The organism is Microbacterium sp. CCNWLW41 (assembly GCF_037083505.1).
Window position 1 is genome coordinate 354,543 of the sequence record NZ_JBAOJP010000003.1, and the last position, 24,446, is coordinate 378,988.

Annotated in this window: 23 protein-coding genes; 15 read left to right on the plus strand and 8 right to left on the minus strand. The window is 70.8% G+C overall.

The window, feature by feature from the left end; translation table 11 throughout:
• On the plus strand, positions 1–312 hold the full coding sequence (locus V6R91_RS13380; protein WP_231820297.1) for a helix-turn-helix domain-containing protein: 312 nt from the start codon (positions 1–3) through the stop codon (positions 310–312).
• Positions 313–463: 151 nt separating this feature from the next.
• On the opposite strand, the gene V6R91_RS13385 is transcribed toward V6R91_RS13380, so the two are convergent.
• Both V6R91_RS13385 and V6R91_RS13390 read right to left on the minus strand, forming a co-directional pair.
• Positions 464–1,384 carry a sugar kinase gene (locus tag V6R91_RS13385; RefSeq protein ID WP_336395718.1) on the minus strand — a complete coding sequence of 307 codons (921 nt, stop codon included), beginning with the start codon at positions 1,382–1,384 and terminating at the stop codon, positions 464–466.
• Complete coding sequence (locus tag V6R91_RS13390; RefSeq protein WP_336395936.1) at positions 1,381–2,562, minus strand: MFS transporter; 1,182 nt, start codon at positions 2,560–2,562, stop codon at positions 1,381–1,383. The genes V6R91_RS13385 and V6R91_RS13390 overlap by 4 nt, the downstream gene beginning before the upstream one ends.
• A 438-nt stretch (positions 2,563–3,000) precedes the next feature.
• Between V6R91_RS13390 and nrdH the strand changes: the two genes are divergently transcribed.
• Genes nrdH through nrdF form a run of 4 tightly spaced genes read left to right on the plus strand, consistent with a single transcriptional unit; the run spans position 3,001 to position 6,865 of the window.
• On the plus strand, positions 3,001–3,234 hold the full coding sequence (gene nrdH, locus V6R91_RS13395; protein ID WP_067202914.1) for a glutaredoxin-like protein NrdH: 234 nt from the start codon (positions 3,001–3,003) through the stop codon (positions 3,232–3,234).
• 8 nt (positions 3,235–3,242) lie between these two features.
• Positions 3,243–3,701, plus strand: coding sequence for a class Ib ribonucleoside-diphosphate reductase assembly flavoprotein NrdI (nrdI, locus tag V6R91_RS13400; RefSeq protein ID WP_084344453.1), 459 nt, complete (start codon positions 3,243–3,245; stop codon positions 3,699–3,701).
• Positions 3,698–5,842, plus strand: coding sequence for a class 1b ribonucleoside-diphosphate reductase subunit alpha (gene nrdE / locus V6R91_RS13405; RefSeq protein WP_336395719.1), 2,145 nt, complete (start codon positions 3,698–3,700; stop codon positions 5,840–5,842). Before nrdI ends, nrdE begins: the two co-directional genes overlap by 4 nt.
• Positions 5,843–5,887: 45 nt before the next feature.
• The gene (gene nrdF, locus V6R91_RS13410) at positions 5,888–6,865 is read left to right on the plus strand and encodes a class 1b ribonucleoside-diphosphate reductase subunit beta (protein ID WP_067244868.1); all 978 of its coding nucleotides are present in this window, start codon (positions 5,888–5,890) and stop codon (positions 6,863–6,865) included.
• 173 nt (positions 6,866–7,038) lie between these two features.
• Here nrdF and V6R91_RS13415 read toward each other — a convergent pair whose 3' ends face one another.
• Positions 7,039–7,740: a VC0807 family protein gene (locus V6R91_RS13415; protein WP_336395720.1), complete on the minus strand. Its 702-nt coding sequence runs from the start codon at positions 7,738–7,740 to the stop codon at positions 7,039–7,041.
• A gap of 167 nt (positions 7,741–7,907) precedes the next feature.
• Here V6R91_RS13415 and V6R91_RS13420 point away from each other — a divergent pair, with 167 nt between their 5' ends.
• From V6R91_RS13420 to V6R91_RS13445, 6 genes are read left to right on the plus strand one after another with little or no spacing between them, the layout of a single operon-like run.
• A complete protein-coding gene (locus tag V6R91_RS13420) occupies positions 7,908–8,729 on the plus strand; it encodes a tryptophan synthase subunit alpha (RefSeq protein WP_336395721.1) in 822 nt (273 codons plus the stop codon).
• On the plus strand, positions 8,726–9,568 hold the full coding sequence (locus V6R91_RS13425; RefSeq protein WP_219085496.1) for a GntR family transcriptional regulator: 843 nt from the start codon (positions 8,726–8,728) through the stop codon (positions 9,566–9,568). Before V6R91_RS13420 ends, V6R91_RS13425 begins: the two co-directional genes overlap by 4 nt.
• A gap of 23 nt (positions 9,569–9,591) precedes the next feature.
• Positions 9,592–11,097, plus strand: a complete 1,506-nt coding sequence (locus tag V6R91_RS13430) for a sugar ABC transporter ATP-binding protein (RefSeq protein WP_231820315.1) — start codon at positions 9,592–9,594, stop codon at positions 11,095–11,097.
• Positions 11,094–12,074, plus strand: coding sequence for an ABC transporter permease (locus V6R91_RS13435; protein WP_231820316.1), 981 nt, complete (start codon positions 11,094–11,096; stop codon positions 12,072–12,074). The genes V6R91_RS13430 and V6R91_RS13435 overlap by 4 nt, the downstream gene beginning before the upstream one ends.
• 1 nt (position 12,075) lies before the next feature.
• Entirely contained in the window at positions 12,076–13,545 is a 1,470-nt protein-coding gene (locus V6R91_RS13440) for an FGGY family carbohydrate kinase (protein WP_336395722.1), read from the plus strand.
• A 33-nt stretch (positions 13,546–13,578) separates the two neighbouring features.
• On the plus strand, positions 13,579–14,532 hold the full coding sequence (locus tag V6R91_RS13445; RefSeq protein WP_336395723.1) for a sugar ABC transporter substrate-binding protein: 954 nt from the start codon (positions 13,579–13,581) through the stop codon (positions 14,530–14,532).
• A 66-nt stretch (positions 14,533–14,598) separates the two neighbouring features.
• Here V6R91_RS13445 and V6R91_RS13450 read toward each other — a convergent pair whose 3' ends face one another.
• The gene (locus V6R91_RS13450) at positions 14,599–15,627 is read right to left on the minus strand and encodes an ABC transporter substrate-binding protein (RefSeq protein WP_336395724.1); all 1,029 of its coding nucleotides are present in this window, start codon (positions 15,625–15,627) and stop codon (positions 14,599–14,601) included.
• Between the two features lie 152 nt (positions 15,628–15,779).
• Complete coding sequence (locus V6R91_RS13455; RefSeq protein WP_336395725.1) at positions 15,780–16,160, minus strand: VOC family protein; 381 nt, start codon at positions 16,158–16,160, stop codon at positions 15,780–15,782.
• Between the two features lie 145 nt (positions 16,161–16,305).
• Between V6R91_RS13455 and V6R91_RS13460 the strand changes: the two genes are divergently transcribed.
• Positions 16,306–17,235 carry an aldo/keto reductase gene (locus V6R91_RS13460; protein WP_231820321.1) on the plus strand — a complete coding sequence of 310 codons (930 nt, stop codon included), beginning with the start codon at positions 16,306–16,308 and terminating at the stop codon, positions 17,233–17,235.
• A 406-nt stretch (positions 17,236–17,641) separates the two neighbouring features.
• On the opposite strand, the gene V6R91_RS13465 is transcribed toward V6R91_RS13460, so the two are convergent.
• Together V6R91_RS13465 and V6R91_RS13470 are read right to left on the minus strand one after the other, a co-directional pair.
• Positions 17,642–18,397 carry a sugar phosphate isomerase/epimerase family protein gene (locus tag V6R91_RS13465; RefSeq protein WP_336395726.1) on the minus strand — a complete coding sequence of 252 codons (756 nt, stop codon included), beginning with the start codon at positions 18,395–18,397 and terminating at the stop codon, positions 17,642–17,644.
• On the minus strand, positions 18,394–19,935 hold the full coding sequence (locus V6R91_RS13470; protein ID WP_336395727.1) for a UxaA family hydrolase: 1,542 nt from the start codon (positions 19,933–19,935) through the stop codon (positions 18,394–18,396). Before V6R91_RS13470 ends, V6R91_RS13465 begins: the two co-directional genes overlap by 4 nt.
• Before the next feature lie 129 nt (positions 19,936–20,064).
• Between V6R91_RS13470 and V6R91_RS13475 the strand changes: the two genes are divergently transcribed.
• Together V6R91_RS13475 and V6R91_RS13480 are read left to right on the plus strand one after the other, a co-directional pair.
• On the plus strand, positions 20,065–20,844 hold the full coding sequence (locus V6R91_RS13475) for a glucosamine-6-phosphate deaminase (protein WP_336395728.1): 780 nt from the start codon (positions 20,065–20,067) through the stop codon (positions 20,842–20,844).
• 5 nt (positions 20,845–20,849) lie between these two features.
• Entirely contained in the window at positions 20,850–22,046 is a 1,197-nt protein-coding gene (locus V6R91_RS13480) for an N-acetylglucosamine-6-phosphate deacetylase (protein WP_336395729.1), read from the plus strand.
• 19 nt (positions 22,047–22,065) lie between these two features.
• On the opposite strand, the gene V6R91_RS13485 is transcribed toward V6R91_RS13480, so the two are convergent.
• Complete coding sequence (locus tag V6R91_RS13485) at positions 22,066–23,055, minus strand: LacI family DNA-binding transcriptional regulator (RefSeq protein ID WP_271060962.1); 990 nt, start codon at positions 23,053–23,055, stop codon at positions 22,066–22,068.
• Positions 23,056–23,255: 200 nt separating this feature from the next.
• Here V6R91_RS13485 and V6R91_RS13490 point away from each other — a divergent pair, with 200 nt between their 5' ends.
• Entirely contained in the window at positions 23,256–24,434 is a 1,179-nt protein-coding gene (locus V6R91_RS13490) for a Gfo/Idh/MocA family protein (RefSeq protein ID WP_067250050.1), read from the plus strand.
• Positions 24,435–24,446: the final 12 nt, after the last annotated feature.

A 24,446-nucleotide genomic window follows, 5' to 3' on the forward strand; every position in this document is an offset into this window, starting at 1 on the left:
GTGACCACCGCCTCCCGTGACCCCCGTGTCGTGCTCGGGGAGCGGATCGCGCAACTGAGGGTGCGCAGTCTGCTCACGGTCAACGGACTCGCCGCCGCGTGCGAGCTGGACCCGTCGAACCTCCGCAAGATTGAGAAGGGCGAGGGGAATCCGCGTCTGGCCACGGTGCTCAAGATCGCCGGCGTCCTCGAGATCGATCCCCGCGACCTGTTCGACGGACTCGACCCCTACGGTCTCACCGGCAAGGACCGTCCGCAGCCGCTCAGCGGCTTCGACGCGTCGTTCTGGCGCCGCGGCGACCGCATCGCCTGACGCGAGGCCGGGGTCTCCGGGGCGGCGCGGGTGAGCGCCATCGGCGCCGGGTGCGTCGTGGTGCTCTTTCGCTCTCGACGCCGAACGCCCGGCTCGGCCTTTCGGCGAGCCGGGCGTTCGGCGAGGGGGATGCGTGCGGTGCGGGGCGCGATCAGCCCAGCGGCGGGATGTCGTGGGGGATCGTGAGGACCCGGGCAGCGGCGGCGTGGCCGGCCGACAGTCGCTCCGCCATCTCCGCCCCCTCGAGCGTCGCCACCAGGAAGCCGGACGCGTAGGCGTCTCCGGCGCCGACCGGCTCCACGACCTCCACGCGGGGCGCCGGGACGAACACGGGCTCCGCGGACCCCTCGAACGCGGTGGCGCCGACGTCGCCGTCCTTCACGACGAGCAGTCCGGCATCCGGGATGTGGGCGCGGATCTCGGCGGGGGTGGCGGTGCCCCAGAGGCGCTCGGCCTCGTCGCGCCCGACGAAGGCGATGTCCGCACGGTTCGCCAGGCGCGCGAGCTCGCGCGCGGCGTCCTCCAGGGGCCACAGCGCGCGGCGGTCGTTCACGTCGAACGACACCAGCGCGCCGGCCTCGCGGGCGTCGTCGAAGAGGTGCTCGACCATCGCGGCGCAGCTGGCGGACAGCGCGGGGGTGATGCCCGTGGTGTGCACGATCCGGACCCCCGCGAGGCGCTCGGGGGAGAGGAAGCCGACGTCCATCCGCGAGGCGGCGGACCCGCGCCGGTAGTAGTAGACGGTCGAGGACTCGGCGCCGGGGTCCTTGAACATGACGCCGGTGGGCGCCTCCTCATCGCGCTCGACCCACAGTTCGACGCCCCGGGGCCGCAGTTCGTCGAGGATCCGCTCGCCGAGGGGATCCGAGCCCAGGCGCGAGGCCCAGGCGGCGGGGTGCCCGGCCGCGGCGACCTGAGCGGCCACGTTGGACTCGGCTCCGGCCAGCCCCAGGGTGGCGTGGGCGGCCGCGGAGAGCGGCGCGCCGTCCGGGGTCACGAGGAGCATGCACTCGCCCACGCAGACGAGCTCGGGGACGACGGAGGAAGCGGGGGAGGTGGTGGCGTTCGTCATGATGGCGGGAGTGAGACCGGTTCTGTGTCGGGGATCGGACTGGGATCGCGGTGGCGGAGGTCGGGGAAGGCGCGGACGAAGAGGATCGAGGCGGCGAGCCCCACGGCGGCGAACAGCGTCGCCGCGAGGTAGGCGCCCTGGGGGCCGCCGGTCTGGTCGATGAGGAAGCCGGCGATCGCGGATCCGGCGGCGGCCCCGATCAGCTGGCCGGTGCCGGCCCAGCCGAACGCCTCGGCCGTCTCCGAGAACTTGACGCTCGCCGTCGTGATCGCGAACAGGACCGCCAGCGCGGGAGCGACGCCGATGCCGGCGACCAGCAGCGTGCCGCCGAGCCAGAACACGTTGAGCGAGACCATGGTCAGCGCGAGCCCGACCGTGACGATCGCGAGCCGGCGCGCCATGGCCCACGGCCCGATCGGCACCCGGCCGCTGGCGAGGCCGCCGACGAGGCTCCCGAGCGCGAACACCGCCAGCACGATGCCGGACTCGATCCCGCTCTCGTGCTCGCCGCCGTGGCCGAAGGTGGCGACGACGCCGACCTCGACGGCCGAGCAGGCGCCGATGAGGAGGAAGCCGATGACGGTGGCCATCAGCACCGGGGGCTTCAGCACGACCCGCCCGAAACCGTGGCGGCTGCGCGGGATCCGCACCCGCCCGACCTCGGGGGAGAGGATGAACCAGGCCCCGCCGGCGACGAGGATCGCGGCCACGAGCAGCAGGCCCTGGATGGTCCCGATCTGGGTCGAGACCAGGGTGATCGTGACGGGCGCGAGGATCCAGATGATCTCCTGCAGCGACGCGTCCAGCGAGAACAGCGGGGTCAGCTGCGACGAGTTCACGAGCTTCGGGTAGATGGTGCGCACGGCCGCCTGGACGGGCGGCGTCGACAGTCCCGCGACCAGGCCGAGCGCCATGTAGCCGGGGACGGCGAGCGGAAGCAGCGCCAGCGCGAGGAACGCCAGCACGCAGACCGAGAGGGTGAGCGTGAGCACCCGGCGCATGCCCCAGGCGCCCATCCAGCGGCTCGTGATCGGGCCGGCGACCGCCTGGCCCACCGAGGCGGCGGCCAGGGCGAGCCCCGCCGCCCCGTAGGAGCCGGTGGTGTGCTCGACGTGGAGGAGGATCGCGAGGCTCGACATGCCGTTCGGGAAGCGCGCGGTCAGCTGCGCGGCGATCATGCGCCCCACGCCTGGAGTGCGCAGGAGTTCGCGATATCCCGATGCGGCCACGCGACCACGTTACCGGGGTCGCGACCGTGCCGTGGGGCGTCGAACCGGGGGCCCCGGCGCGACACGCCGACGACACGCCGGAGGGCGGATTCCACAGGCTGGGGAATGTCGGAGGCCGGTTCTAGCGTCCCCCCTGTGGAGGGATCCGCCGGGGCGGTCCGCGAGGCCCGGGAATCCGCGCTTCGCGGGGCTCGGATCCGGGTGATCGCCTGTGGATGAAACCGTGGACAACCTGTGTTGTATCAGGGGAGAGCGGTGGAAAACTACATGGATGTAACTACTATCCCTTGTGGTCGACCCGAATGTCGGTCCCCATATGTAGTATTGAAGTCCCGGTGAGGGTCCACCGGGTGAACACCGGGTTTTGAGGGGAAGAAGAGGCAGAACATGTCCATCACGGTTTACACGAAGCCTTCCTGCGTTCAGTGCAACGCGACGTACCGCGCGCTCGACGCCAAGGGCATCGAGTACGAGATCCACGACCTGTCGGAGGACCCGGCGGCGCTGGAGCAGGTCAAGGCCCTGGGGTACATGCAGGCGCCGGTCGTCGTCACCGACGAGGACCACTGGTCGGGCTTCCGTCCCGACAAGATCGACGAGCTCGCCTCGCGACTGGCGTAAGGCCGATCATGAGCGCCGTCGCAACCGCCGCGCCGCTCCTGGTCTACTTCTCGAGCGTGTCGGGCAACACCGCGCGTTTCATCGAGAAGCTGGGACTGCCGGCGAAGCGCATCCCGCTGCACCGCGGGGACGAGCCGCTCGTCGTCGATGAGCCCTTCGTCCTCGTCACCCCCACCTATGGCGGTGGCCAGGGGCGTGGCGAGGAGAAGGGCGCCGTCCCCAAGCAGGTGATCCGGTTCCTCAACGACGAGCGCAACCGGCGACACATCCGCGGAGTGATCTCCGCGGGGAACACGAACTTCGGCGATGCGTTCTGCCTCGCCGGCGACATCGTCAGCCGCAAGTGCCACGTGCCTCACTTGTACCGGCTCGAAGTGTTCGGCACACAGGAAGACGTCGATCGCGTGAGCGACGGATTGGAACGATGGTGGGTATTGCAGTCCAGCATGCAGAGCATGACGCAGTGAAGGAAGAGGCGGCCTTCAAGGTCAACCCGGCGTACGAGGGGCTGGACTACCACGCCCTCAACGCCATGCTCAACCTCTACGACGCGAACGGGAAGATCCAGTTCGACGCCGACAAGCGTGCCGCGCGGGAGTACTTCCTGCAGCACGTGAACCAGAACACGGTGTTCTTCCACTCCCTCAAGGAGCGCCTGGACTACCTCGTGGAGAAGGAGTACTACGAGGGCGCCGTCCTCGAGAAGTACTCGTTCGACTTCATCCAGAAGCTCAACGACCTCGCCTACTCGAAGAAGTTCCGCTTCGAGACCTTCCTCGGCGCGTTCAAGTACTACACGAGCTACACGCTGAAGACCTTCGACGGCAAGCGGTACCTGGAGCGCTTCGAGGACCGCGTCGTGATGACGGCCCTCGCGCTCGCGGACGGCGACGAGAAGCTCGCCGTCAGCCTCGTCGAGGAGATCATCTCGGGTCGCTTCCAGCCGGCGACCCCGACCTTCCTCAACGCCGGCAAGGCGCAGCGCGGCGAGCTCGTCAGCTGCTTCCTGCTGCGCATCGAGGACAACATGGAGTCGATCGCCCGCGGCATCAACTCCGCCCTGCAGCTGTCCAAGCGCGGCGGGGGCGTCGCCCTGCTGCTGTCGAACATCCGCGAGTCGGGCGCGCCGATCAAGCAGATCGAGAACCAGTCCTCGGGCATCATCCCGGTCATGAAGCTCCTCGAGGACAGCTTCAGCTACGCCAACCAGCTCGGCGCGCGTCAGGGCGCGGGCGCGGTGTACCTCTCCGCGCACCACCCGGACATCATGCGGTTCCTCGACACCAAGCGCGAGAACGCCGACGAGAAGATCCGCATCAAGACGCTGTCCCTCGGCGTCGTCGTACCGGACATCACCTTCGAGCTGGCGAAGAACGACGAGGACATGTACCTGTTCTCGCCGTACGACGTCGAGCGTGTGTACGGCGTGCCCTTCGGCGACATCTCCGTCACGGAGAAGTACCGCGAGATGGTCGACGACCCGCGCATCAAGAAGACGAAGATCAACGCGCGCGAGTTCTTCCAGACCCTCGCGGAGATCCAGTTCGAGTCGGGCTACCCCTACATCATGTTCGAGGACACGGTGAACAAGGCGAACCCGATCAAGGGCCGCATCAACATGTCGAACCTCTGCAGCGAGATCCTCCAGGTCAACACGCCGACCACGTACAACGAGGACCTCTCCTACAGCCAGGTCGGCAAGGACATCTCCTGCAACCTCGGCTCGATGAACATCGCGCTGGCGATGGACGCGGACGACCTCGGCCAGACCGTCGAGACCGCGATCCGCGCGCTGACCGCCGTGAGCAACCAGAGCCACATCGGCTCGGTCCGCTCCATCGAGGACGGCAACGACCGCTCGCACGCGATCGGCCTCGGGCAGATGAACCTGCACGGCTACCTCGCGCGGGAGCGGGTGTTCTACGGCTCCGAGGAGGGGCTCGACTTCACGAACATCTACTTCTACACGGTGCTGTTCCACGCGCTGCGGGCGTCCAACGCCCTCGCGATCGAGCGGGGCGTCGCCTTCGACGGCTTCGAGGACTCGACGTACGCGTCGGGGGAGTTCTTCGACAAGTACATCGAGCGCGCCTGGGAGCCCGAGACCGAGAAGGTCAAGGAGCTGTTCGCGGGCAAGCACATCCCGACGCAGCAGGACTGGGTCGCGCTGAAGGAGAGCATCCAGAAGCACGGCATCTACAACCAGAACCTGCAGGCGGTCCCGCCGACCGGATCGATCTCCTACATCAACAACTCGACGAGCTCGATCCACCCGATCGCGTCGAAGATCGAGATCCGCAAGGAGGGCAAGCTCGGGCGCGTGTACTACCCGGCGCCGTTCATGACGAACGACAACCTGGAGTACTACCAGGACGCGTACGAGATCGGCTACGAGAAGGTCATCGACACCTACGCCGCCGCCACGCAGCACGTGGACCAGGGGCTGTCCCTGACGCTGTTCTTCAAGGACACCGCCACGACGCGTGACATCAACAGGGCGCAGATCTACGCCTGGCGCAAGGGCATCAAGACGATCTACTACATCCGTCTGCGTCAGCTGGCACTGGAGGGCACCGACATGACCGAGTGCGTCTCCTGCATGCTCTGACCCTCGCGACCGCTTCGCTCGCTCAACGACCGATCTAGGAAAGACATGACCCCCGAATCGCTCAAGCTGGTCGACCACGTCCAGGCGATCAACTGGAACCGCATCCAGGACGACAAGGACCTCGAGGTCTGGAACCGTCTGGTGAACAACTTCTGGCTGCCGGAGAAGGTGCCGCTGTCCAACGACATCCAGTCGTGGAACACGCTCACCCCGGAGGAGCAGACGCTGACGATGCGCGTGTTCACCGGCCTCACGCTCCTGGACACCATCCAGGGCACGGTGGGCGCCGTCTCGCTCATCCCCGACGCGATCACCCCGCACGAGGAGGCCGTCTACACGAACATCGCGTTCATGGAGTCGGTGCACGCGAAGAGCTACTCCTCGATCTTCTCGACGCTGTGCTCGACGAAGGAGATCGACGAGGCCTTCCGCTGGTCGGTGGAGAACCCGAACCTGCAGAAGAAGGCGCAGATCGTCATGGACTACTACCGCGGGGACGAGCCCCTGAAGCGGAAGGTGGCCTCGACGCTGCTGGAGTCCTTCCTCTTCTACTCCGGGTTCTACCTGCCGATGCACTGGTCGAGCCGGGCGAAGCTGACGAACACGGCGGACCTCATCCGCCTGATCATCCGCGACGAGGCCGTTCACGGCTACTACATCGGGTACAAGTTCCAGAAGGGGCTCGAGCGGGTCGACCAGGCCAAGCGCGACGAGCTGAAGGACTACACCTTCTCCCTGCTGTACGAGCTCTACGACAACGAGGTGCAGTACACGCAGGACCTGTACGACGGAGTCGGCCTGACCGAGGACGTCAAGCGGTTCCTGCACTACAACGCGAACAAGGCGCTGATGAACCTCGGGTACGAGGCGATGTTCCCGTCGACGGTCACGAACGTGAACCCGGCGATCCTGTCGGCGCTCTCGCCGAACGCTGACGAGAACCACGACTTCTTCTCAGGGTCCGGCTCCTCGTACGTCATCGGCAAGGCCGTCGCCACCGAGGACGACGACTGGGACTTCTAGAAAGCTGGTGCAGGTCCGGCGCCTCCCTGTGCCGCGACCTTCGCTGACGGCCGACAGAGACAAGGATCCGCCCCACGCTCCTCCGGGAGGGTGGGGCGGATCCGTCGTGTGTGGGAGGCCGGCGTGCGTGGAGATTCGCCGTGTGCCGACCGCGATCAAGGGGATACGGGCGTCTACCGGATGTCGCGGGTGTGGGCCGCGGCGGCCGCGCGTGCTTCGGCATCGTCCAGCGGGCGATCGAGGCTGCGTTCCGCGCGCTGCGAGTACCAGATGGTCCAGCCGATCAGACCGATGCTCACGAGGGGCGATGCCGCAGAGAGAGCCGGCGCGGCGAGGCCGACCGGCACCGTGAGGATCAGGATCGCCTGCGCGGCGGCGAAGCACAGGAACGTGACACCCCAGACGAGCGTCAGCCGGCGATACAGCCACCGGAACGGGGTGCTCGTCTCCCAGAGGCGGAGCCACTCGCGGCGGCCCTCCATCCCGGGTGCAAGCAGTCGCTGGGTGATGCTGAACAGCAACGGCTTCCCGACGCGCAGCGTGGTCAGGGTCGCTGCGCCCCACACGCCGGTCATGACGACGCCCTTCCACAGCAGCATTCGTGGGTCCCCGGTCAGCAGCGATAGCAGCACCGAGACGAGGAACGACAGCACCACGATGCTGAGGAAGGCATCGACCGCTCGCGTCCGAATGCCGACATACAGTGCGCGCAGCAGCGCGACGCCACCGGCGGCGATCAGGGCGACGATCAGGCTCCCGCCGAGTGCGAGCACGAGGTAGTAGACGCCGAGCCAGAGTCCGACGTCGAGCGCGAGCCCGCCGATCAGGCGGAGCAGCCACGGCCGACGCGGCGCCTCCCGATCCGCGTCAGACATGACCACGAACCTACCCGCGGCGGCTTCGAATCGAAACCCACTCGATCACGTCACGAGCCGCGCGCAGCTGCGGGAGTGCGCCAGAGTCCCGGACTCGTGCTTGCGCAGGGGCGCCGGTCGCTCTATGGTGATCTAGTACTCTAGAAGAGTTGGTTCGAGGGAGAACGATGGTCACGCGACTGAAGCGCCGGCTGGGGCAGCTGGCCTCTGAACGGCGCGGAATGCTGATGGGGTTCCTGCCCGCGGGGTTCCCGGCGCCGGACGAGTTCCGCCGCGTCGCGCAGGCGGCGTTCGACGCGGGCCTAGATGCTCTCGAGGTCAGCATGCCCGGCCCCGCCCCCGCCCTGGACGGCCCCCTCATCCAGGCCGCCGCCGAGCGCGCGTCCGCCCACCTGGACGGGATCCCCGCGGCCCTGGAGCTGGCCGCGCGCAGCCGGTCGACCGACGACGACACGATCGTCGCCCTCGCCTACGCCTCGACGTTCGACGGGATCGCCACGGACGCGTTCTTCGACGCACTCGTCGCGGCGGACATCGACGCCTACCTCCTCCCGCAGCACCCCATGGCCGAACAGCTCGCCCTGGGCGCGCAGGCGCAGGCGCGGGGGATCGAGCCCGTGCTGTTCCTCTACCGGCAGGAGGACCTGCCGCTCCTCGCCGCGAGCGCGATCGACGAGCCCGTGATCTACCTCCAGTCGGCCGACCTCCGCACCGGCGGCGTCTTCAACCCGGCGAAGGCGCAGGAGCGGCTCACCGAGCTCGCCGAGGCCCTCGGCGAGCGTCGCTACCACGTGTGCGTCGGCTTCGGGGTGCGCGGCCCCGACGAGGTCGAGTCGCTCATGGCCACCGGTGCGGACGGCGCGATCATCGGCACCCAGCTCGTCCGCGCCGCGGAGGAGGGGCCCGAGGCCGTCACCGCGCTCGTCGACGCCGTCGCACCGGCCCTCGTCGGCCGCACGCTGCGGAGCGCGGAGGAGGTCATCCGATGACGGTGGAGGGGACCTGGAGTCCGCAGCGCATCTCGTTCAGCCGCAACGACGGACTGCCGAAGTACGTGGCGATCGCCCGCGCGATCACCCTCGCCATCACCGACGGCGAGCTGACCGCCGGGGAGACCCTGCCCGCGCAGAAGGAGCTCGCCGAGAGCTTCGGGGTCACGCTGATGACGGTCCGCCAGGCGATCCAGCTCCTCACGGAGCAGGACCTGCTGACGACCGAGCAGGGCAAGGGCACGTACGTGCGCAGTCGCCCGTTCCATCTCCCGCTCGGCCGGCTGGCAAGCCTCGCCGCCCAGGTCGAGGCGTCGGGGCGACGCCTGAGCACCGAGGTGCTGGGATTCGCGCCGATCGAGATCTCGCCGCTCGAACAGCAGCGGATGGGGCTGCCCGCGCCCGAGGCCGTCGAGCTGGTGCGACTGCGTTTCGTGGACGGCGTGCCGTTCATCCTCCAGACCTCGCTGCTGCCGCCCGAGTTCGCGCGCGGGGTCGAGCCGGACCAGCTCGTGGAGCGCTCCCTCTACGACGTCCTCCAGGACGCGCACGGGATCCGGGTCGAGCGCGCGCACGAGACGGTGCAGGCGACCAGCCTGGACGACGAGTCCGCCCGGCTCCTCGGACGCAGGACCGGCGAGTCCGCCCTGCTCTCGTCCCGGCTGACCTTCAGCTCGGACGGCATCCCGGTCCTGGACGACCGGGCGCTGACGGCCGGGGACACGGTCGTCGTGTCCGCCGAACGCCACGCCAACGACGGGGGGCTGTCGCTGGTGCTCTCCCGCGACGCGACGGCCCTCGCGGACAGCTCGCTCCCGTTCATGCGCGGAAGCCGCTGACGCCCTCACGACAGGAGATGACGATGACGTCAACGCTCACACGGACCGCCGTGCTCGGCACCCGCGGACTCAGCAAGGACTACGGTGCCGTCCGCGTCGTGTCCGACATCACCCTCGACTTCCACGCCGGCAGCATCCACGCCCTCCTCGGCGAGAACGGGGCCGGGAAGTCCACGCTCATCAAGATGCTCTCCGGTGCGACGGCGACGAGTGCCGGCGAGCTCCTCGTCGACGGACAGCCGCGGTCGTTGAAGTCCGTGCGCGACGGGCAGGCGCTCGGTGTCGTCGCTCTGCCGCAGGAACTGACGCTCGTCCCGACGCTCGGGGCGGCCGAGAACATCTTCCTCGGCATGCGGCCGCCGGGGGTCCGCGGGCTGGTCGACCGACGCCGCCTCGACCGCGACGCGGGCGAGCAGCTCGCCCGCCTCGGGCAGCGGATCCCGCTGAACGTCCCCGTCGGGGAGCTGTCGGCCGTCCAGCAGACGATGATCGCGCTGGCGAGGGCACTGGCCCGGGACGCCCGCGTGCTCATCCTCGACGAGCCGACGGCCGCCCTCACCGACACGGAGACGGAGCAGCTGTTCGGCGTGCTGCGCGCGCTGCGCGACGCCGGCACCGCGATCCTCTACGTCTCGCACCGCCTGGAGGAGGTCTTCGCGCTCGCCGACACGGCCACCGTCATGCGCAACGGGCGCCACGTGTGGACGAAGCCCATCGCGGAGACCGACACCGACGACGTCGTCTCGGCGATGATCGGGCGTGAGCACGGACAGGTGTACCCGCCCCGGTCCGACGCTCCGGGCGAGGTCGTCCTGCGCGTCGAGGGGCTCTCCGGGTACACGCTGCGGGACGTCACGCTGGAGGCGCGATCCGGTCGGGTGCTCGGGATCGCGGGGCTCGCGGGCGCCGGACGCAGCGAGCTGCTGAAGATCGTCGCCGGGGCCCAGCGCGCCCGAGCAGGGACGGTCCGGCTGGGCGACGCCGATGTCACCGGGCGCTCGCTCGGCGCGTCCATGGATGCGGGGATCTCCCTCGTGCCGGAGGAGCGCCGCAGCCAGGGGCTGGTCATGACGGACTCGGTGCAGGCGAACATCGCCCTCGCGAACCTCCGTGCGCTCAGCACCCTCGGGGTGCTCAGCCGCGCCCGGGAACGGGAGACGGCGCAGCGCCGGGCGACGGAGCTGCAGATCAAGGCGACCTCGATCCGCCAGCCCGTCGACGAGCTCTCCGGCGGCAACCAGCAGAAGGTCGTCCTCGCGAAGTACCTCGAACGCCGCCCCCGCGTCCTGCTGCTGGACGAACCGACCCGCGGCATCGACATCGGCACGAAGGCCGAGATCTACCAGCTGATCCGCCGGCTCGCCGACGAGGGCGTGGCCGTCCTGGTGGTGTCGAGCGAGATCCCCGAGCTGCTCGGCCTCGCCGACGAGATCGCCGTGCTGCACGAAGGACGACTCACCGGAGTCGTCCCGGCGGCGGGCGCCACCGAAGAGTCCATCCTCCACCTCTGCTACAGGAAGTCCGCATGATGACAACGACCGAGACGACCACGGCGACGACGCCGCGGCGTGCCGCGCTCCCCGCGCGCCTGGCCTCCTACGGAACCCTCATCGGCCTGGTCGGGCTGATCGTCCTGTTCGCCGCCATGAAGCCGCAGGTGTTCTTCACGCCGCTGAACTTCACCAACATCCTGGAGCAGGTCGCGATCCTGGCGATGATCGCGGCCGTGCAGACGGTGGTCATGGTGGTGGGCGACTTCGATCTGTCCGTGGGATCGCTCGCGAGCCTCGTCGGCGTCATCACCGCACAACTGCTGGTCGGCGGGATGCACCCGGCGGTGGCGGTGCTCATCGGCCTGGGCGCGGGCGTGATCGCCGGCGCCGTGAACGGGTTCCTCGTCGCCTACCTCGGGCTGTCCGCCTTCATCGCGACCCTCGCCACCATGACCTCGTTCTCCGGGCTCGCCCTGCTGCTCTCCAGCGGCACGACCGTCTTCGGTCTCCCGGACGCGTTCGTCTGGCTCGGGCAGGGCAGGCTCGGCATGATCCCGGTGCCCGTCGTCATCGCCGTCGTCGTCGCCCTGATCGTCTGGTTCGTCCTGTCCAAGACCGTCATCGGCCGCAGCTGGTACGCGGTCGGCGGGAACGCGGAGGCGGCGCGACTGTCCGGGGTCAAGACGCGCGCGGTGCGGTTCTCCGCGTTCCTCGTATCCGGGTTCGGCGCTGCGCTCGCGGGCATCGTCCTGACCGCACGGCTCGCCTCCGCGCACCCGTCCGCCGCGGATCCGTTCATGCTGTCCTCGATCGCGGCGGTGTTCCTCGGGATCACGCTCTCCCGGGCGGGCCAGCCGACGATCGGGGGGACGGTGGTGGGCCTCGGGATCGTCGGGGTCCTGAGCAACGGCCTCAACATCATGCAGGTCAACAGCTACGTGCAGCAGATCCTGACCGGTCTCATCATCGTCCTGGCGGTCAGCCTCAGCCGTCTGAGCAGGAAGCGCCGCTGACGTGACCGTCATCGCGGGTCTCGACTTCGGCACCTCGAGCGTGAAGCTCGCCGTGGCGTCCTCCGACGGCACGGTCCTCGCCCGGGCACAGGCTGGGTACCCGACCGTGACGGGACCGGGCGGGCGCGCCGAGCAGGATGCGGACCACTGGTGGGCGGCGGCCGCCGCGGTCATCGCCGAGACGGGACTGGGCGCTCGGATCGACGCGATCGGCGTCACCGGCCAGATGCAGGATCTGATCACGGTCGCCCGCGGGCGCGCCCGGGGCCCGGTGCTCCTCTACTCCGACACCCGCGCCGGCGCCGCGCACGCACGACTGCGGGCCGCGCACGGGGACTGGGAGGGGCGGACCGGGAACCACCAGGACCCGACGAACGTCGCGGCGAAGATCGCCTGGCTCGCCGAGAACGACCCGGACCGTCTGGACGGCGCCGAGCACCTGCTGTTCGGCGCACCCGGATACATCGCCTGGCGGGCGACCGGCGTCGCGGCCTGCGACGTCGTGACCGCGTCGACCACCGGACTGCTCGACGTGTCCCGCCGCACGTGGCTGACCGAGGTCCTCGTCTCGACGGGAGCGAGGGCCGAACAGCTCCCCGTGCTCCTGGGGGCCGGGTCGGACGACGCGCTGATCGGCGGCGTCGGCACGGCGGCGGCGGGGGAGCTCGGCGTGCGCGCCGGGATCCCCGTCGTGCACGCCCTGGGCGACGCGGGCTCGGCGACCGACGGCCTCGTGGGCGTCGCACCGGGTGACGCCTACGTCTACCTCGGCACCACCGGCTGGCTCGCCGCGGTCACCGAGGCGGACCCGGCCGCGGTCCCGTCGCCCATCCATTCGCTCGTGATGCCCGGATGGGAGACCCGGCTGCGGATCGGCGCCGTGCAGTCGGCGGGATCGACGGCGGACTGGTCGCGCCGGACGTTCCTCCCCGGGCTCGATTTCCGGGCGGTCGACGCGCTCGCGGCAGACCGCATGGCGGATCCGACGGCGCTCGGCGTCCGACCGCTGGCCCTGCCGGGGCTCGGCGGAGAGCGGACCCCGGTGCGCGACGCGGACTTCCGCGGGGCGTTCGTCGGCGTGCACGAGGCGACACAGCCGATCGACTTCCATCTCGCCGTGCTGACCGGCGTGGCTCTCGCGCTGCGCCACGCCAGCGACGAGCTCGGCATGGCCCAGCACCGCATCCCGCTCGTCGGCGGGGCGGCGTCCAGCCCGGCCTGGCGGCAGATCCTCGCCGACGTCTTCGGCGCGACGATCGTCACGGGTGAGGCGGAGGATCCGGGCACGCACTCTGCGATCCGGGCCGTCGGGTCCGTCCTCGGACTGCCGACCCGGCCGGAGCCGCTGTTCGGCACGCTCGACGCCGGGACCGCGACGCCACCGTCGGCCCAGGCCTCCGCGTACGAGCGCCTGATCCCCGTCCACCGTGCCCTGTACGACGCGCTCGCCCCGACCTTCCGCGATCGCTGACCCGTCCCGACCCACCCACGAAAGGCATCCACGATGAAGAAGACAAGGACCCTCGCGCTGATCGGCGGCATCGTCGCCGCCGCGAGCCTGGCCCTCACCGCCTGCTCCGGCTCGGCGTCGGCCGGCTCGGCGGGCAGCGGCGACGCCGCCATGACGATCGCCGTCGTCACGCCGTACCTCAGCAACGCGTCCACCAAGGAGGTCATCGACCTCTTCACCGAGGACGCGGAGTCCCGGGGCTGGCAGGTCAGCGTCGAGGACACCGCCGGCGACATGAACAAGCTCAACAGCGCGTTCCAGAACGCCGCGGCGCAGCAGCCCGACGCGATCGTGCTCGGCATGGGGGACCCCACCCAGGTCTCGCTCGGGCTGAAGTCCGCGGCGGATGCGGGCGTCCCGGTGTTCGCGATCGACGCCGCCGAGGCCGACGGCATCGCGGCCAACGTCACGAGCGACAACACCGACCTCGGCGAGCAGAGCGCGAACGCCCTGATCGAGGCCATGGGCGGCACGGGCGCGGTCGTCATGCTGACGCATGACCCGCACCCCGGAGTCAAGGAGCGTGCCGCCGGTGCGAAGGCCGTGTTCGAGAAGGCGGGCATCACGATCCTCGAGTCCAAGCACGTCGAGGTGCCCGGTCCCGTCGACGACGCCCGCAAGTCGGTGCAGGATCTCCTCTCCGCACACGGTGACGCGGTGACCGGCATCTGGGGCGGTTGGGACGAGCCAGCTCTCGGTGCCACGCAGGCGCTGCAGGCCGCGGGCGTCACGGGCGTCCCGGTCGTCGGCATCGACGGGCAGGACTTCGCCCTGGCCGAGGTCGCGAAGGGCGGCCCGTTCACCGCGACGGTGAAGCAGGACTGGGAGGCGATCGCGGCGCAGGTCGCCGATCTGATCGAGGCGAACGCCGCCGGCACTGCGCCGGAGAAGACGCAGTACGAGCTTCCGGGGACACTCGTCACGAAGGACAACGCCGGGCAGGACTGAGGCCCGCCGGCGAGACCGCGCACGTCCTTCTCCGGCAGGACGTGCGCGGTCTCGCCGCGCCTCCCGTCAGTCGAGGGCCGCAGAGACGGTCTCGGCGACGGCATCGATTCCCCAGTCGATGCCGAGCGGGGTCGCCGTGGACAGCGCCAGCCCCACCATGCGGTCCTCCAGAAGGGCCACGCGCTCGTGGGCAACCGGATCCCAGGACGCGAACGCCGCGTGCGCCGTCACCGCCTCCCGCCAGACGTCGTGCTCCGCGAAGGTCACGAAGACGTCCGGTTTCAGCGGGAGGAGCTCCTCCAGGCCGATCGTGAAGCTGCTCGGATCGCCGGCGCGGTGCTGGAGGGCGACGGTCTCGTCGAGCTGTCGGAGCCCGAGCCCTGCCAGCACCGTGCTGCGCGCGTCGGCCGTCCCGAAGAGGACGAGCTGGCCGTCGTCCGTCGGGACGAACCCCTGCACGTAGCTCACCCCGGACAACTCCGGATGGCGCGCGGCCGTCTCGGCGATTCGGTCCTCGACGCCCTCCCGGATGCTTACGGCGAAAGCGGGGCGCCCGAGGGCAACGCCCATGAGTTCGATGTGCTCGTCCACGGAGGTCGCCCAGGCTGTGCCGGGGAAGGCGATCGTCGGCGCGATCTCCGTCAGACGTCGGTACTCGGCTTCCGTGATGCCGGAGTTGATCGCCACGATGAGGTCGGGTCGCTGCGCGAGCACATACTCCAGATCCACTTCGCCGCGCTCCAACGACGCGTCGACCGCGGGGAGCGGGGCACCGAGTTCCTCGATCGCGTCCTCCACCCAGGGGTAGTACTCCCTCTCGCCGCCGGCCGCGATGCCCTGCGCGACGGGTACCGTGCCGAGCTGGATGGCGATGTCCGCCCCGCTCCAGCCGATCACGACGAGACGCTGGGGCTGCGCCCGGACGGTTGTCGTCCCATACGCGTGGTCGATCTCCACCGGGTAGGCACCGGCCTCAGGCTCAGCGAACACGCGTCGCTCGCCACCGTCCTCGGTCGGTGCGGACGGGGCGCATCCGGTCAGGACGAGGGCGCACACGAGGGCGGCGACGGCAGCGACAGCGGAACGGATCGACATGGAGACCTCGGGGACGTGGGAGCAACAGAACGGGGAGGCGGAGCTTCGCCTCTCGACGGTAACCACCGTCGGTTCCGCGGAACGGACAACGTCCATCGCGTTGCCGACAGCCCGCTTCCCGGCGCCTCTCCGGCCGGGCCTGCCCGGATGGGTCAGACCTGTGCCGAGCGGTCCGGGAGCTGCTGCAGCGTCCAGGTGTTGCCGTCCGGATCGGCGAAGCGCACGAACCGGCCCCACGCCTGCTCGTCGACGCCCTCCGCCTCGACGCCGAGTCCGCGCAAGTGCGTGAGCGCCTCGTCGGCGTCGGGGACGACCACCTGGATCGTGTTCTGGCGACCGGGCTCGAGGTCCAGCCCGAGGCCCGTGCCGAACGCGATCGAGCAGGCCGATCCCGGAGGAGTCATCTGAACGAACCGCAGCCCCTCGAACGGGACCTGGTCGTGGTCGGCATGGAAGCCGATCTTCACGTAGAAGTCCTTCGCGCGGTCGACGTCGGTCACCGGCACGAAGATGAGCTCGATCTTCCAGTCCATGCTCGCCCTCCTCTGCGGGAGTCCGTCTCCCGCTGCCGCACACGCTACGCCGGGGCACCGACACGGGACAGACCCGCCGGAACGGCCCTCGCGTCACGACTCGTCCCGCGCCAGAATGGGCCGGGACGCCGAGGAGAGGGAGAGCATGAAACAGGTCGCATTCGGGACGGGGACGGCCCCTGCGGTGATCGCGGGGATGATGCGGATCGCCGACAAGACGGACGCGCAGATCCGCGAGCTGTACGCCGCGGCGCGGGAGTCCGGCATCGACTTCTTCGACCACGCCGACATCTACGGCGGCGAGATGCACGCCTGCGAGCGGCGTTTCGCCGAGGCGCTGCGGCTGAGCCCCGCCGAGCGCGACGAGATCACGATCCAGACCAAGTGCGGCATCGTTCCGCAGCAGGGGATGTTCGACTTCTCGGCGGAGCACATCCTGCGCCAGGTCGACGGCTCGCTGCGCGCCCTCGGCACGGACCGACTGGACGTGCTCCTGCTGCACCGCCCCGATGCGCTCGTCGAGCCGGACGAGGTGGCCCGCGCGTTCGACCAGCTCGAGGCCTCCGGCAAGGTGCGCGCGTTCGGCGTCTCCAACCACACGCCGCGTCAGATCGACCTGTTGCGCACGGCGGTGCGTCAGCGCTTCGTCGCGAACCAGCTGCAGCTGTCTCTCGTGCACGCGCCGATCATCGCGCAGCCGGTCGCCGCGAACATGGCGGGTGTCGAGCAGAGTACCGTGATCGACGGCGGGGGGATCGTCGAGTACTGCCGGATCGAGGGGATCGCGATCCAGGCCTGGTCCCCGTTCCAGGCGGGCTTCTTCACCGGGGTCTTCCTCGGCCACCCCGAGTACGCGGAGCTGAACGCCGTCATCGATCGGCTGGCCGCCGCGCACGGCGTCACGCCGACGGGCATCGCGACGGCCTGGATCGCCCGCCACCCGGGCGGCTTCCAGACGGTGCTCGGGACGACGACGCCGCAGCGGGTGCGGGATGCGGCCGCGGGCGCCGACGTCGTGCTCAGCCGCGCCGAGTGGTACGAGCTCTTCCGCGCCGCCGGCCACCTCCTGCCCTGACACCCCCGTCCACCGCCGCCTCGGCCCCGCGTGGGGTCAGGCGGACCCGTGGGATCAGGCGGATGGGCGCGTGGGGTGCCTGTTCTGGTGCGTGTGCCTGATCTGGCGGGGCGTGGGGCGTGGCGCGGCGGTGGGGCGTAGGCGCCGCGCGGGATCAGGCGATCGCGCGGGATCAGGCGGGTGGGGGCGTGGGGTGCCTGTTCTGGCGCGTGTGCCTGATCTGGCGTGGCGTGGGGCGTGGCGCGGCGGTGGGGCGTAGGCGCCGCGCGGGATCAGGCGACCGCGTGGGATCAGGCGGGTGGGGGCGTGGGGTGCCTGTTCTGGCGCGTGTGCCTGATCTGGCGGGGGCGTGGGGCGCGGGGCGTGGGTGTGGGGTGGGGCTCCGCTGAGGGCGCGGCCACGGCGCTCACGCGTCTGCTCGGGCCTCCAAGGCGGCGAGGCTCACGGCGAGGGCCTGGAACAGGTCTCCGCGGGTCTCGTCGAACTCCACGACGCGGAGGGCGTCCCGCGGTGCGGCATCGATGCAGGCGCCGTACGGCACGTCGCCGAGGCCGAGGCCGACCTGGTCCGCGACGTCCTCCGAGCCGGCCGGGGCGTCCTTGAGGTGCAGCGCCGCGACGCGCTCTCCGAGCGCGGCGACCAGCGCGACCGGGTCCACCCCGGCGCGCATCGCCCAGTACACGTCGAGCTCCAGGGCGACCCGGTCGTCCAGTCGATCCGACAGGTGCTCCAGCGCCGTACGGCCGTCTCCGGCGTCGAACAGCTCATGGGCGTGGTTGTGGTATCCGAGCCTCGTGCCGTGGCTCGCGGCGATATCGGCGGCGGCGTTCATGTCGTCCGCGATGCGCGCGATCCCGTCCTCGGCCCTCCAGCGCGCGGCGGGCACCGCGGGGTCGATCACCAGCTCCACGCCCTGGGCGGCGGCCCGGGCGAAGACGGCGGAGAGATCCGTCTCCTCCGCGGCCGACACCGTGCGCTCATGGGCGCTCGGCATGCTGATCCCGTGCGCCGCGAGCAGGGCGGGCAGGGCCGGGAGATCGGCGAGCCGGTACCCCTCCGCGCGGGAGAAGCCGGTGTCCGCCAGACGCCGGACCGTGTCCGCGGCGTCCGTGCGCAGCCCCTCGCGGACCGAGTACAGCTGGACGACGGCGGGCGCGCTCACGTCACGCTCCCGATCTGCCACGGGACGAACTCGTCCTGGCCGATGCCGAGCTCCTCGCTGGCCGTCCTCTCCCCGGAGGCGACGCGGAGGATCGTGTCGAAGATCTCGCGGCCGACCTCGTCGACGGATCGCCCGGCGTCCACGATCCCGCCGGCGTCGACGTCGATGTCGTCCGCCATGGACAGGGCGAGCGCCGAGTTGGTCGCGATCTTGATGCTCGGCACCGGCTTGCAGCCGAGGACGGACCCGCGTCCCGTCGTGAAGCAGACGACCGTGGCTCCGCCCGCGACGAGCCCTGTGACCGAGACGGGATCGTATCCCGGGGTGTCCATGAACGACAGGCCGGGGGAGGGGATCGGCTCGGCGTACCGGAGGACGTGGCGGAGCTCCGTGCGGCCCGCCTTGGCGACGGCGCCGAGCGACTTCTCCAGGATCGTGGTGAGGCCGCCCTCCTTGTTGCCCGGCGACGGGTTGTTGTCGAGCGTGCCCCCGCCCGCCTCCGCGTACGCGCGCCACCAGTCGATCCGCTCCAGGAGCGCGCGGCCGACGTCCTCCGACACCGCGCGGCGGGTCAGCAGGTGCTCCGCGCCAAAGACCTCGGGGGTCTCGGCGAGGACGGATGCGCCGCCGAGTCCCACGAGCAGGTCGGAGGCGACGCCGAGGGCCGGGTTCGCCGTGATCCCGGAGTATCCGTCCGAGCCGCCGCAGTTCAGCCCGAGGACCAGCTCGCCGGCGTCGATCGGCTCGCGGCGCCAGGCGTCGATCCGGGGGAGCATCTCGCGGATCCGGCGCACGCCCTCCTCGACGGTGGCGCGGACGCCGCCGGTGCCCTGGATCGTCATCCGTTCGACGAGGACGTCCGGGGACACCTCCAGGTCCTGGGAGATGAGGTCGAGCTGAAGCATCTCGCACCCGAGCCCCAGCAGCAGCACCCCCGCCATGTTCGGGTGCTGGGCGTACCCCCGCAGGGTGCGCAGCAGCATCCGGGCGCCCTCCGAGTCCGAGATCAGCCCGCATCCGCTCTGATGGGTGAGGGCGACCACGCCGTCGACGTTCTCGAACTCCTCCAGGTCGTGCGGACGGAAGCGGTCGGCGATCATCTTCGCCGTCGCCGCCGAGCAGTTCACCGAGGTGACGATGCCGATGTAGTTGCGCGTCGCGGCGCGCCCGTCCGCGCGACGATAGCCCTGGAACGTCGGACGCCCCCCTTCCCACGACGGGGGATCGAGCCGGGCGGTGCCGAACTCGGCCTCCTGCCCCGCGTCCCGCATCCCGAGGTTCCGGGTGTGCACGTGGGCGCCGGGGGCGATGTCCTCGGTGGCCACCCCGATCGGCTGACCGTACTTGACGACGTCCGCCCCGCGGGGGACCGCGGCGATCGCCACCTTGTGGCCGCGCGGGACGGCGTCGAGGATCCGGACGTCGCCGTCCGGGAGCGGCGCGGTCGTCCCGGGCGCGAGGTCGGTCGTCGCGACGGCGACGTTGTCGTCCGGGGACAGGACGAGGACGGGGCGGGGCGGGGCGGACGGATCGGCCATGGGGCCTCCTTCGCGGGATCCGATGCAATTTCTTCGACCCATTCTGCAAGAACTATGACATATGCTGAATGCGATTGCAGAACGAGTCTACGACGCGAGCCTCCTCGCGTCCATCGCGAAAGGATCGTCATGGCTGCACGACAGAACTTCATGGCCGGGAAGCTCGCCGTCGAAGTGCACGAGACCGAACGGGAGATGGGGGAGGCCGCCGCACGGCGCGCCGCCGCCGTGATCCGGGACGCGGTCGACGCCCGCGGCGCCGCCCGCGTGGTGATCGCCACCGGCAACTCCCAGTACGCCTTCACGGATGCGCTGCGCGCGCAGGACGTGCCCTGGGGTGCGGTGACCGTCTTCCACATGGACGAGTACGTCGGGATCGACGAGGACCATCCGGCGAGCTTCCAGCGCTGGATCCGGGAGCGCATCGAGGACCCGCTCCGCCCTGCGCGCGTGGAGTACATCGGCGGTCAGGGCGACGCCGAGGCGGAAGCGGCGCGCTACGAGGGGCTGCTGCGCGCGGAGCCCCTGGACCTCGTGTGCATGGGGATCGGGGAGAACGGTCACCTCGCCTTCAACGAGCCGCACGAGGCCCGCTTCGACGATCCGCGATGGGCGCGGGTCATCACCCTCAGGCCGGAGTCGCGGCGCCAGCAGGTCGGAGAAGGGCACTTCCCGACGATCGACGACGTGCCGGCTCAGGCGATCTCGCTCACCATCCCCGCGCTCCTGTCGGCGCGCCACGTGCAGGTCTGCGCCCCGGAGCCGCGCAAGGCCGACGCCGTCCGTGCCACGGTGACCGAGCCGATCTCTCCCGCCTGCCCTGCGACGATCCTGCGCGAGACGCCCCACGCGACGCTGTTCGTGGACGCGTCCTCGGCGTCCCGGCTGGACCTCGCGCCGGCGGTCTGAACCCCGTGTCCCGAGACGGGGATGGCGCTCTCGCGGTCGTCGGCGGGCAGGTGCTGGTCGGCGGCGGATTCGTGCCGGCCGACATGCGGATGCGGGGCGGCGTCGTGGTCGCCGTGACACCGCGCGTGCCGGGCGGGCCGGCCGGGGAGGACCGGATCGCGCACGAGCGGGTGATCGACGTCGGCGGCTCGCGGATCACGCCCGGCCTCGTCGACGTGCACATGCACGGCGCCCGCGGGCACGCCTTCGCCGACGCGGACGCGGAGGGGCTCGCCGAGATCGAGCGTCACCTGCTCGCCGAAGGGATCACGTCCTACGTCGCCTCCCTGGCCTCGGCTCCCGCGGAGGCGCTCGACGAGGCGCTGGCGCGCCTGGACCGCGCGGCGGCGGTCCCGGACGGGGCGCGCCGGCTGGGCGTGCACCTGGAGGGCCCGTTCCTCGCCGAAGCGCAGCGGGGCGCCCATGCGGCGCCGGCCCTGCGCGCGCCGACCGAGGAGGACCGCGCGCTCCTCGCCCGGTGGCGCGGGCTGATCCGCATGGTCACGGTCGCGCCGGAGGTGGCGGGGGTGGCGGCGCTGGCCGCGGAGCTCGCGGCGGCGGGCGTCGTCGTCGCCGTCGGCCACAGCGACGCACCGGGCGCGGCGCTGGCCGAGATCCAGCGGGCGGGCGCCACGCACATCACGCACCTGTGGAGCGGGCAGTCCGCTCTGCGCCGTGACGGGCCGTGGCGGGTGCCCGGTCTCGTGGAGGCCTCTCTCGCCTCCCGCGGCATGACCGCCGAGGTCATCGCCGACGGGAAGCACCTGCCGGCGTCGCTGCTGGAGATCGCCCGCCGGTGCCTCGGCGCGGATCTGGTGATCGTGTCGGACGCGACCGCCGGGGCCGGGATGCCCGAGGGCTATCGCTATCGGCTGGGCGATGTGCGCTGCGAGGTGCGCGACGGCGTGGGGATGGTGGTCGGCGAGGACAGCTTCGCCGGCAGCACGACCCTCCTGCCGGCGATGGTCCGCCATCTCGTGCTCGAGCTCGGCTGGGACGCGCCTCAGGTGTTCCGCATGGCGACGGAGAACCCGGCCAGGGCGGTGGGCGTCGCCCACGAGCGCGGTCGCATCGACGTGGGGTGCGCAGCGGACCTCGTCGTCTGGGACGACGAGCTGTGGCCACAGCTCGTCGTCCGCGACGGCCGCGTGCTCGGCCGGTGACGGCGGCCCCGCGCCCGGGCTACTCCGGTCGCGGGGCGAGGCCCGTCGAGCTGCGCACGGTCAGCCGCGTCTCCAGGGTGATGGTCTCGGCGTCCGCGTCGGGGGAGTCCAGTCGGCGGACCAGGGCGTCGACGGCGGCGGAGCCGGCCTGCATTCCCGGGACGGCCACGGTCGTCAGCGTGGGGTAGGCCATCGAGGACATCGGGCTGTCGTCGACGCCGATGATGCTGAGGTCTCGGCCCACCGTGACGTGACGCTCGTTGAGACGGGCCATCACGCCCAGCGCGATGAGATCGTCGTAGGCGATGACGCCCGTGACGTCGCTGGCCAGCACGAGGTCGGCGGCGTGTACGCCGGACTGCACCTGCGGCTCGAAGGGCCCGTACTCGCGCATCGTCAGGCCGAAGGCGGCCGCCGCGTCCGCGACGGCCTTCTCGCGCTGCTGGTTCGACCAGGACCGGCGCGGTCCGTTGAGGTAGGCGATGGTGCGGTGCCCGAGCGCGGCCAGGTGCTCGACGGCCTGGCGCATGCCGTCGCCCGCGTCGATCACGATGCTCGTCTGATCCGGGACCACGCGGTTGACGAACACCGCGGGCCCGAGGGAGGCCAGCTGGGCGAGCGTCGCGCCGTCGCTGCGCGGCGAGACGACGATGAGCCCGTCCACCCGCGCGCGCATCTCGCCGGCGCGCACGGGCTCGTCGGCGGGGCGCTCGTCCGTGTCGGCGATCAGCACCGTGCGGCCCTTGGCCTGGGCGCGCGCCTGGACGGCCTTGATGATCGGGGGGAAGAAGGGGTTGCCGATGTCCGGCACAATGAGCCCGAGGATGTCCGTGCGTCCCGACGTCAGCGAGCGGGCGGTGTGGTTGGGCACGTAGCCCATCTCCTCGGCGATGCGTCGCACGCGCTCCCGGGTCTGGGCGTTCACCTTCTCCGGGGCCGACAGCGCGCGCGACACCGTCGAGCCCGACAGCCCGGCCGCCTTCGCGACGTCCGCAAGCGTCACTGACATCTCTCTCGTCCCCTCGTCGATCCTGGGCCAAACCTAGCCGAGGATTCCCCTCGGCCACCATGATTCTCACACCACTTCGGCAACATTGCTGACAACGACCGCAAAGACTGCATATTTACAGCAAGCGCTTGTAGCGCTAGTCTGAGGGCGGATCGCCCCCCCGGCGGTCCTCCCGAACATCGATGACGATTGAGAGCGACATGACTTCCCATCTCCGACTCGGCGTCGTCGGCTACGGCAACCGCGGAGTCATCGCGCAGCGGGCCGCCGAGCTCGACGGCGACGCCACGGTCGTGGCCGTGGTCGACCCCTCCCCGTACGGTCAGGCCCGGGCGACGAGGGACTTCGGCGACTCCGTGACGATCGGCCCGACCGTCGACACCCTCGTGGACGCCGGCGTGGACGCCGCGTTCGTCACGAGCCCGGACCACCTGCACGCCGAGCACGTCACCGCCCTCCTGGAGGCCGGGATCCCGACCTTCGTCGACAAGCCGCTGGCCACGACGCTCGAGGACGCCGACCGCATCCTCGACACCGCCGAGCGCACCGGCACCCGGCTGTACGTCGGACACAACATGCGCCTCATGCCGGTCTTCTCGACCATGCGCCGCTTGATCGAGGAGGGGGCGATCGGCGAGGTGAAGGCCGTGTGGTGCCGCCACTTCATCGGCGACGGCGGCGACCGCTTCTTCAAGGACTGGCATGCCGATCGCACGAAGGTCGGATCCCTGCTGCTGCAGAAGGCGTCGCACGACATCGACATCATCCACCTGCTCTCGGGCGGCTACACCACGCGGGTGACGGGCATGGGCGGACAGACGCTCTACCACCGGATCACCGACCGGGCCGACCGCAGCGGCCAGGTGGTCCGCGAGTGGATCTCGCGGGAGGACAACTGGCCGCCGCTGAGCCAGAAGGGGATGGCGCCCGTGATGGACGTCGAGGACCTCTCGATGATGCACATGGAGCTCGACAACGGCGTCCTCGCCAGCTACCAGGAGTGCCACTACACACCCGACTACTGGCGCAACTACACGGTCATCGGGACCGAAGGGCGCATGGAGAACTTCGGGATGTCCCCCGACGGCGGCGTCATCCGCGTGTGGGATCGCCGTACCGAGTACAAGGCCGAGGGCGACCGCGAGGTGCCCATCCCCGCCGCGGACGGGGGGCACAACGGCGCCGATCCGATCCTGTTCGAGGAGTTCCTGGCATTCGTCCGCAGCGGTCGCAAGACCAGGGTCTCGCCGATCGCGGCCCGTTTCGCGGTCGCTGCGGCGGCGCTGGCCACGGACTCTCTCCGCGACGGGTCCACGCCCCGAGACGTGCCGCCGCTGCGCGACGAGGTCCGCGCGCACTTCGCCGCGCAGTCCCTCTGAGCACCCGCTCGC